This window comes from uncultured Thiohalocapsa sp. (genome assembly GCF_913063425.1).
In the GTDB taxonomy this organism is placed as follows: Bacteria; Pseudomonadota; Gammaproteobacteria; order Chromatiales; family Chromatiaceae; genus Thiohalocapsa.
The window spans coordinates 1-6,098 of the sequence record NZ_CAJXYK010000102.1 but is presented as its reverse complement, the minus strand read 5'-3'; the positions used below and the strand labels follow the sequence as shown (position 1 = coordinate 6,098).

General features: G+C 69.6%; 6 protein-coding genes. 3 read left to right on the top strand and 3 right to left on the bottom strand.

Features of this window, described 5'->3' with window-relative positions; all coding sequences use genetic code 11:
* Positions 1-1,084, bottom strand: a 1,084-nt coding sequence (locus tag QZ607_RS25535) for a succinylglutamate desuccinylase/aspartoacylase family protein (protein ID WP_295889025.1), incomplete at its 3' end; no start/stop codon positions are given.
* A 436-nt stretch (positions 1,085-1,520) separates the two neighbouring features.
* Here QZ607_RS25535 and QZ607_RS25530 point away from each other — a divergent pair.
* Positions 1,521-2,435 carry a Uma2 family endonuclease gene (locus QZ607_RS25530; RefSeq protein ID WP_295889022.1) on the top strand — a complete coding sequence of 305 codons (915 nt, stop codon included), beginning with the start codon at positions 1,521-1,523 and terminating at the stop codon, positions 2,433-2,435.
* A gap of 120 nt (positions 2,436-2,555) precedes the next feature.
* Here QZ607_RS25530 and QZ607_RS25525 read toward each other — a convergent pair whose 3' ends face one another.
* Positions 2,556-3,209, bottom strand: a complete 654-nt coding sequence (locus QZ607_RS25525) for a cytochrome b/b6 domain-containing protein (RefSeq protein ID WP_295889018.1) — start codon at positions 3,207-3,209, stop codon at positions 2,556-2,558.
* Positions 3,209-4,822, bottom strand: a complete 1,614-nt coding sequence (locus QZ607_RS25520) for a tetrathionate reductase family octaheme c-type cytochrome (protein WP_295889026.1) — start codon at positions 4,820-4,822, stop codon at positions 3,209-3,211. Before QZ607_RS25520 ends, QZ607_RS25525 begins: the two co-directional genes overlap by 1 nt.
* 425 nt (positions 4,823-5,247) lie before the next feature.
* On the opposite strand from QZ607_RS25520, the gene QZ607_RS25515 reads away from it, so the two are divergent.
* Both QZ607_RS25515 and QZ607_RS25510 read left to right on the top strand, forming a co-directional pair.
* Complete coding sequence (locus QZ607_RS25515) at positions 5,248-5,619, top strand: CU044_2847 family protein (RefSeq protein WP_295889016.1); 372 nt, start codon at positions 5,248-5,250, stop codon at positions 5,617-5,619.
* Between the two features lie 46 nt (positions 5,620-5,665).
* Positions 5,666-6,025, top strand: a complete 360-nt coding sequence (locus QZ607_RS25510; protein ID WP_295889013.1) for a YqcC family protein — start codon at positions 5,666-5,668, stop codon at positions 6,023-6,025.
* Positions 6,026-6,098 lie beyond the last annotated feature (73 nt).

The window sequence follows — 6,098 nt, the reverse complement described above, 5'->3', positions numbered from 1 at the left end:
CCCCCTGTTGGCCCAGATGGTAGGCGGCGAAGCCCGGCATCAGGACCTGGTTGCGGGCCATGCCGATGACGCGGCCGTCGCTCGGGGCCTCGATGGGGGTGGTCTGGTTGGTGATGGGGTCGATGAGGCGGCCGAGGACGTCGCCTTGGCTGACCTCGCTGCCCAGCTCTACCGCGGACATGAGGATGCCGCCGCGCTCCGCGCGCACCCAGGACGAGTCCACATAGGTCGCCTCGCGCTCCGTCCACGGTCGGGCCTGGGCGACCATGCCGAGGCTGTCCAGCAGGGCCTGGATGCCGCGCACACCGTGCGCGATCTGCTCGGGCTCCAGCTGCGCCGGGCCGCCGGCCTCGAAGGTGACGGTGGGGATGCCGGTTTGGGTCGCGGCGGCCCGCAGCGTGCCGTCCCGGGGCTGGCTGTTGACCACCACGGTGGCGCCGAAGCCCCGGGCCAGGGCGGCGACGCCCGCATGGCTCAGGTCGGCCCGCAGCTGCGGCAGGTTGATGCGCTCGAAGGAGCCCGTGTGCAGGTCCACCAGGGCGTCGCAGTGCTGGATCACCCGGGTGAACAGCGAATGGGCGATGCGCGAGGCCGCCGAGCCGCCGGGGGAGCCCGGGAAATGGCGGTTCAGATCCCGGCGGTCCGGCAGGTAGCGGCTGCCGTCGCGGAAGGCCTGGATGTTGACGATGGGCACGCCGATGACGGTGCCCTCGAGCGACACGGGCTGCAGGCGATCCAGCACCCGGCGGACGATCTCGATGCCGTTCAGCTCGTCGCCGTGCACCGCGCCGGTGAGGCAGAGGACCGGGCCCGGCGCCGCGCCGTGCGCCACCAGCACTGGGGTCTCGATGGGGACGCCCTCGAACTGCTCGGTGCCCGCCCAGGCGAGCCTGCGGCTGCTGCCGGGCGGGATGGTCTCACCGAGCAGCGCGAAGGGCGCGGTGGAGGGGCCGCCCGGCGCAGCGGAGATGGATGCGGTTGCGGCCATGTGCGCGGCGCCGCCAACCCTGGGCGTGGGCCCGTCGCCGGGCGGCGTGGCGCCGGCGATGCCGGCCGACAGGGCGATCAGCAGCAATCTGCGCATGGGCTCGGTCACCTCGTGTCGGGGCGGCGCGGCTCGCATGGGCGCAGGGTGCAATCGGCGCCCCCGGTTGCTCGCCGCCAGAAGGTTGAACTGCGGTACTGTCCTGCGGGCGGAGCACGCTGTCATGCACTCGATTGGCCGTTTTATAACGGTTTATGCGGTATTTTTAAACCGATTTATGAGAAGGTTGGCTGCCGCATCCGGCGTCCGCCCGCTGCTCGGCAGCCGGCTTGCTCCCGCGCGCCGGCGCGGGGCGTCCGAGCAGCGCTTCAGCGGTGAGTGTCTCAAGGCTTTGCCGCGCCCGTTGCGCGGCGCCGGAGCGTCGTGCCCAACGCCCACGCCGGAGCAGGGCAGCCGGACAAGCCCTTTGGATTGGTTGCGGTGCGTGCTAGGTTTGGTCCACACGCGACAACCCCCTTCAGACCGGAGCCTCGCCATGACCCAGCCCGTCAGCGCCGAGTCGGCGCCGCCGCGGCGGACCGACGCACCGGCCGCCGCGCCCGCCGGGACACAGGCGCCCCGCTCGGAGGCCGGCAAGCGCGTCTCGGAGGAGACCTACTGGACCCGATACTACCTGGAACCCGATATCCAGTACGAATGGAACGACGGCGTGCTGGAGGAGAAGCCGGTGTCGGACTTCGAGACCTACTGCATCTATGTCTGGCTGCTGCGGCTGCTCGACACCTTCCTGAAGGCCAAACCGCTCGGCAAGCTGGTGGGCTTGGACATGGGCTTCCGGCTGCCCCTGCAGAATAAGGTCGTCATCCGTAAGCCCGATTTGGCCGTGGTGCGCAACGACAACCCCGGCGTACTGCTGCCGGTGGACGTCGCCTATCACGGCGTCTATGACCTCTGCATCGAAGCCCTGTCCACCACCAAGCCGGCGCACATCCACCGCGACAGGGTGCAGAAGCACGGCGAATATGCCGCAGGCGGCGTGCCCGAGTATTACATCCTGCACGCCGACGCCGAGCGCCGGGCCTTCTACAGCCGCAATGACAGCGGCCTGTACGAGCCGATCCCGCCGCAGGACGGTGTCATCCATTCCCGCGTGCTGCCCGGCTTTCGCTTCCGGCTCGCCGACCTGCTCGCCCAACCCGCCGACGAGGCCCTGCGCGATGATCCGGTCTATGCCGACTTCGTGCTGGCCGGCTGGCGCGCCGACCGCGAGCGCGCCGAGAGCGAGCGGCTGCGCGCGGAGGCCGAGCGGGTCCGCGCCCTGGCCGCCGAGCGCGAGGCCGAGCAGCAACGCCGCCGCGCGGAGCAGGAGCGCCGCCGCGCCGAGGAGCTTGCGGCGAGGCTGCGGATGCTCGGACAGGACCCGGACACGCAGGCGCCGCCGGACAGCTGATGCCGACACAGGGCAGCGCCGGGTGGTGCAGGCGCTGCGCTGATCCACCCTGGGCGCCGCGTATCAGCCGGCGCCCGTTGTCTTTGGTGCGCGCGTTGTCCAGGTGCCGAGGGCGAAGGTCTAGCGAATATCCTCCGGCTGGTCCTTGCGCAGATAGGCCTCTTCCTCCGGCGTCAGGTCCACCTCGTCGAAGCCGGTGATCATGGGCATGACATGATCGCGGAAGGAATGCCCCGTGGTGAGCATGTAGACGTGGATGAAGACGAAGGCAAGGATGGCGAAGGCGGCGGCGGTGTGGATGAGCGCCACGCCGGTCAAGTAGGCGGTGGCATCCGGCAGGTCGCGCCAGGCGAAGTAGAAGAGATAGATCAGCCCGGTGATCCAGATGGCCGGGAAGAGCACCAGCTTGAGCATGGTGTAGGCCAGCGCCTGAAGCGGGTTGTGCTTGCGCCAGTAGGCCTTGCGGTAGGGGTGGCGCTCGCCCTTGAAGATGCCCAAGCTGTAGTAGCGCAGCACGCCCCACATGCCGTGCACCGTCGGGATGAAATGGCGCCAGCTGCGGGTGGTGAAGAGCCAGAAGGTGCCGAAGGCCCAGAGCACCAGCAGGGTCAGCGCAGCACCGGTGTGCAGGGTCACCGCGTCCTCGAAGCTGAACAGGTCATGGAAGCCGTGCAGCCCGAAGCCGGTGATGAGCAGCAGCACGATGAGCAGCATCTGCGACCAGTGCCAGAAGCGCTCGAACAGGCTGAAGATCTTGACGCGGTGCAGGGCCATCAGTGCTGCGCCTCCTTGGGCTTGGAGAAGATGCGGACCAGGGCGTGAATGAGGATGCCGGCGAGGGTGCCGAACACCAGGATGGTGCCGATGCCGTCCAGCCAGGGGTTGCGGTCGCGCCCCGGCAGGTAGATGCCCGCCACGGAGGCAAGCCGGCTGTTGCTCGGCGTATGGCAGTCGCCGCAGCCGAGCGCCTGCGCCTTGGGCGCCACCATGTGGGTGATGGGCCACCAGGACAGGGTCTCGATGAAGCCGTACTCGCCGGAGTAGTCCAGCCCGAAGTCCGCCATGCCCTTCTCGATGGCGGCGGCCATGTCGTAGTTGCCCCAGTAGGCGGCGTCGTCCTCGCCCCACAGGTGGGTGTAGACCAGTGTGCCGTGGCCTTTGTCATAGGGCTGCCAGGTGTGCATGCGCTTGAAGGGCCAGATGCGCGAGCGCCCGTCCTCCCGCGAACCGGTGAAGCCGTTGATCTCGATGACGGCGGCATCGGGGTCGAATTCCGTGTCGATGGTGGTGTAGACCATCTGGCCGTCGAACCAGGCGTACTCGGGGACGATGTCCTCGTCGTAGGTGAAATGGCCCTTGATGGACTTGTAGGTGTAGCGGTGCTCGCCGTTGCCCTGGATGTAGCCTTCCTCGTGGAAACCTTCTCCGTCGCGGGTCCTGCCCGCGGTGCGCCAGTCCCAATCGACGACGGTGGCCACACCGCCGCGGGCGAATGCGGGGATGTGGCAGGTCTGGCAGGCGATGCTCTGCACGTGGTCGTTGAGCTTGAAGCCGGCCAGCGAATCCACCGGGTGCGGTGCAAGGCCATGGCAGGACTCGCAGGTGGCCACATCCGTGCGCTGCCCGGGCAGGCCGGTGCCCTCGGTGTCCTTGGCCACCACGTTGTAGCGGCTGCCGGCCCAGACGTGCTTGTTGGTCACGTGGCAGGCGGTGCAGGCGAAGTTGAGCCCGTCCACGCCCATGTGCACATCGAGCGTGCGCGGCGGCGCCTTGAGTGCAGAGGACAGGTCGCCGTGCTTGACGTTGTCGCCGCCGCCGCCCATGAAGTGGCAGGCGCCGCAGTTGGCCCGTTGCGGCAGGTCTACGCTCTGCGCCGCGGCGGCAAGATCGATGGGCGGCTTGCCCTCGAACATCACCGAGCAGGCCGGGCTGCCGGCCGAGTTGGGTGTCTTGTAGTAGGTGCCGGTGGTCTCGTGGCAGACGAGGCAGTCGATCTTGGTCTCGTCGGTGAAGTCGAAGGACTCGTCCTTCCAGCCGTAGCCCGCGTGGCACTGGGTGCACATGCCCTCGTTGCCGCGGGCGTTGGTGCAGAAGTTATTGATCAGGTACTTCTTGCCGAGCTGCTGGCCCGTATTCGGGTCCTCGAACGACCAGGTCCAGTGGATGTTCTGCATGAAGTGCTTGCCGGTCTCGGTGTGGCAGCCGAGACAGGCCTGGGTCACCTCCGAGCCGTCGGCGAAGGGCCCGGCGAGCTCTTCGAACTTGGTGTGGTCGGCGGTGCCGCCCTGCAGCGGTCCGGAGACCTGCGGCGGTGCTTCCTCGCTGGCCGGCGGCGTCGGCCAGCTGCCGGCGTCCGCCGCCGCCACCAGCGGCAGCCACAGGAGCATCGCGATCCACGCGCCGCGCCACAGGGGCGAGCAGCGCTGCCACGGGTGGCCGCCCGCAGCTCCGGGGAACGGGCGCTCGGCCCAGGGGGTGCGTCGGGGCGCTGGCATGCTCGGGTCTCCGTGTGGGTGTCCGGGGGCGGGTGGCCGGGGCGGGTGGACGGGGAGTGGCCCAAGGGCTTCAGGGCCAAAGGGTTCCCCGATGGGTGGCGACGTTCCAGGATCGTCCACTCGCGAGCGGGTTGCGCTGACATGGCGCAAGCCTGGCGCCGCGATCCGCGGCGCAGTTGCCGTGTGTCAACCAAGCTGCGGGTGCGCCGGGGCGGCCGCCTCCGGCGGCCGTGCCGGGACGCCGTGGGGACGTTGTGGATGGCGGCTTCGGTTACACTGCCGGCGTGCAATCGATGCGATTACCGGGACACCTGAAGATGGCAAAACTCATCGAGCTGGATCTGGGCGAGGGCCGCACCGTGCTGGTGGAAACGGATGACGAGGTCTCGGTGCCGCGCTCCGCCGTCAGCGCCATGGGCTATCAGCGCGCGGGTCGGGACAGCGCGCAGCGCCCTGACGTGGCCCGGGTGCAGGAGACCCTGCGCGGCTTCGTGGACGGCTCCGTCGCCGCGCTGCGCGGCGTGGACGCCGAGGTGGAGCAGGTGACGCTGGAGTTCGCCGTGAGTCTGGGCGGCGAGGCGGGTGTCCCCTTCGTCACCAAGGCGGACAGCGCCGGCGCGCTGAAAGTGAAGGTACTGTGCAACCTGGGCCGGCGCCACCAGCGCCTGTCGCTGGACGGAGACGCGTGACGGACACCGCCCGCCGCAGGCCCGGGATGGGCCCTTGAGCCACGGGATGGCGAACAACGACGGCAGCCCCGGGGCGCGGGCGGTGCGTGCCGACATCGCCCGGCTGCTGGACGACCTCACCATGGCGCTCAAGGCTGCCGGCCAGTGGCAGCTGCTGCCGCCTCCGCCGGCCGCGCTCGCGAGTCCGCTGCCCTTCTGCTGCGACACGCTGCGCTTCACCGAATGGGTGCAGTGGCTGTTCATCCCCCGCACCCGCGCCCTGCTGGCGGCCGATGCGCCCCTGCCGGCGGTGAGCGGCATCGCGCCCATGGCGGAGGAGGCACTGCGCGGCTGTGACTGGGACACCGTGGACGTGATTGCGCTGTTGCGGCGCTTCGACCGGCTCATCGCCGCCGCCTGGGCCTGAGAGGTCGTGAAGAAACCCACCGACCTGCTGCGGACGCCTCCGGACGCGCCATGCGGCGTTGCAGGGAGCCGAA

Excerpts from the sequence above, each read along its gene's own strand:
- QZ607_RS25530 (WP_295889022.1), top strand. The coding sequence starts at position 1,521 with ATGACCCAGCCCGTCAGCGCCGAGTCGGCGCCGCCGCGGCGGACCGAC.
- QZ607_RS25525 (WP_295889018.1), bottom strand. The coding sequence starts at position 3,209 with ATGGCCCTGCACCGCGTCAAGATCTTCAGCCTGTTCGAGCGCTTCTGG.
- QZ607_RS25520 (WP_295889026.1), bottom strand. The coding sequence starts at position 4,822 with ATGCTCCTGTGGCTGCCGCTGGTGGCGGCGGCGGACGCCGGCAGCTGG.
- QZ607_RS25515 (WP_295889016.1), top strand. The coding sequence starts at position 5,248 with ATGGCAAAACTCATCGAGCTGGATCTGGGCGAGGGCCGCACCGTGCTG.
- QZ607_RS25510 (WP_295889013.1), top strand. The coding sequence starts at position 5,666 with ATGGCGAACAACGACGGCAGCCCCGGGGCGCGGGCGGTGCGTGCCGAC.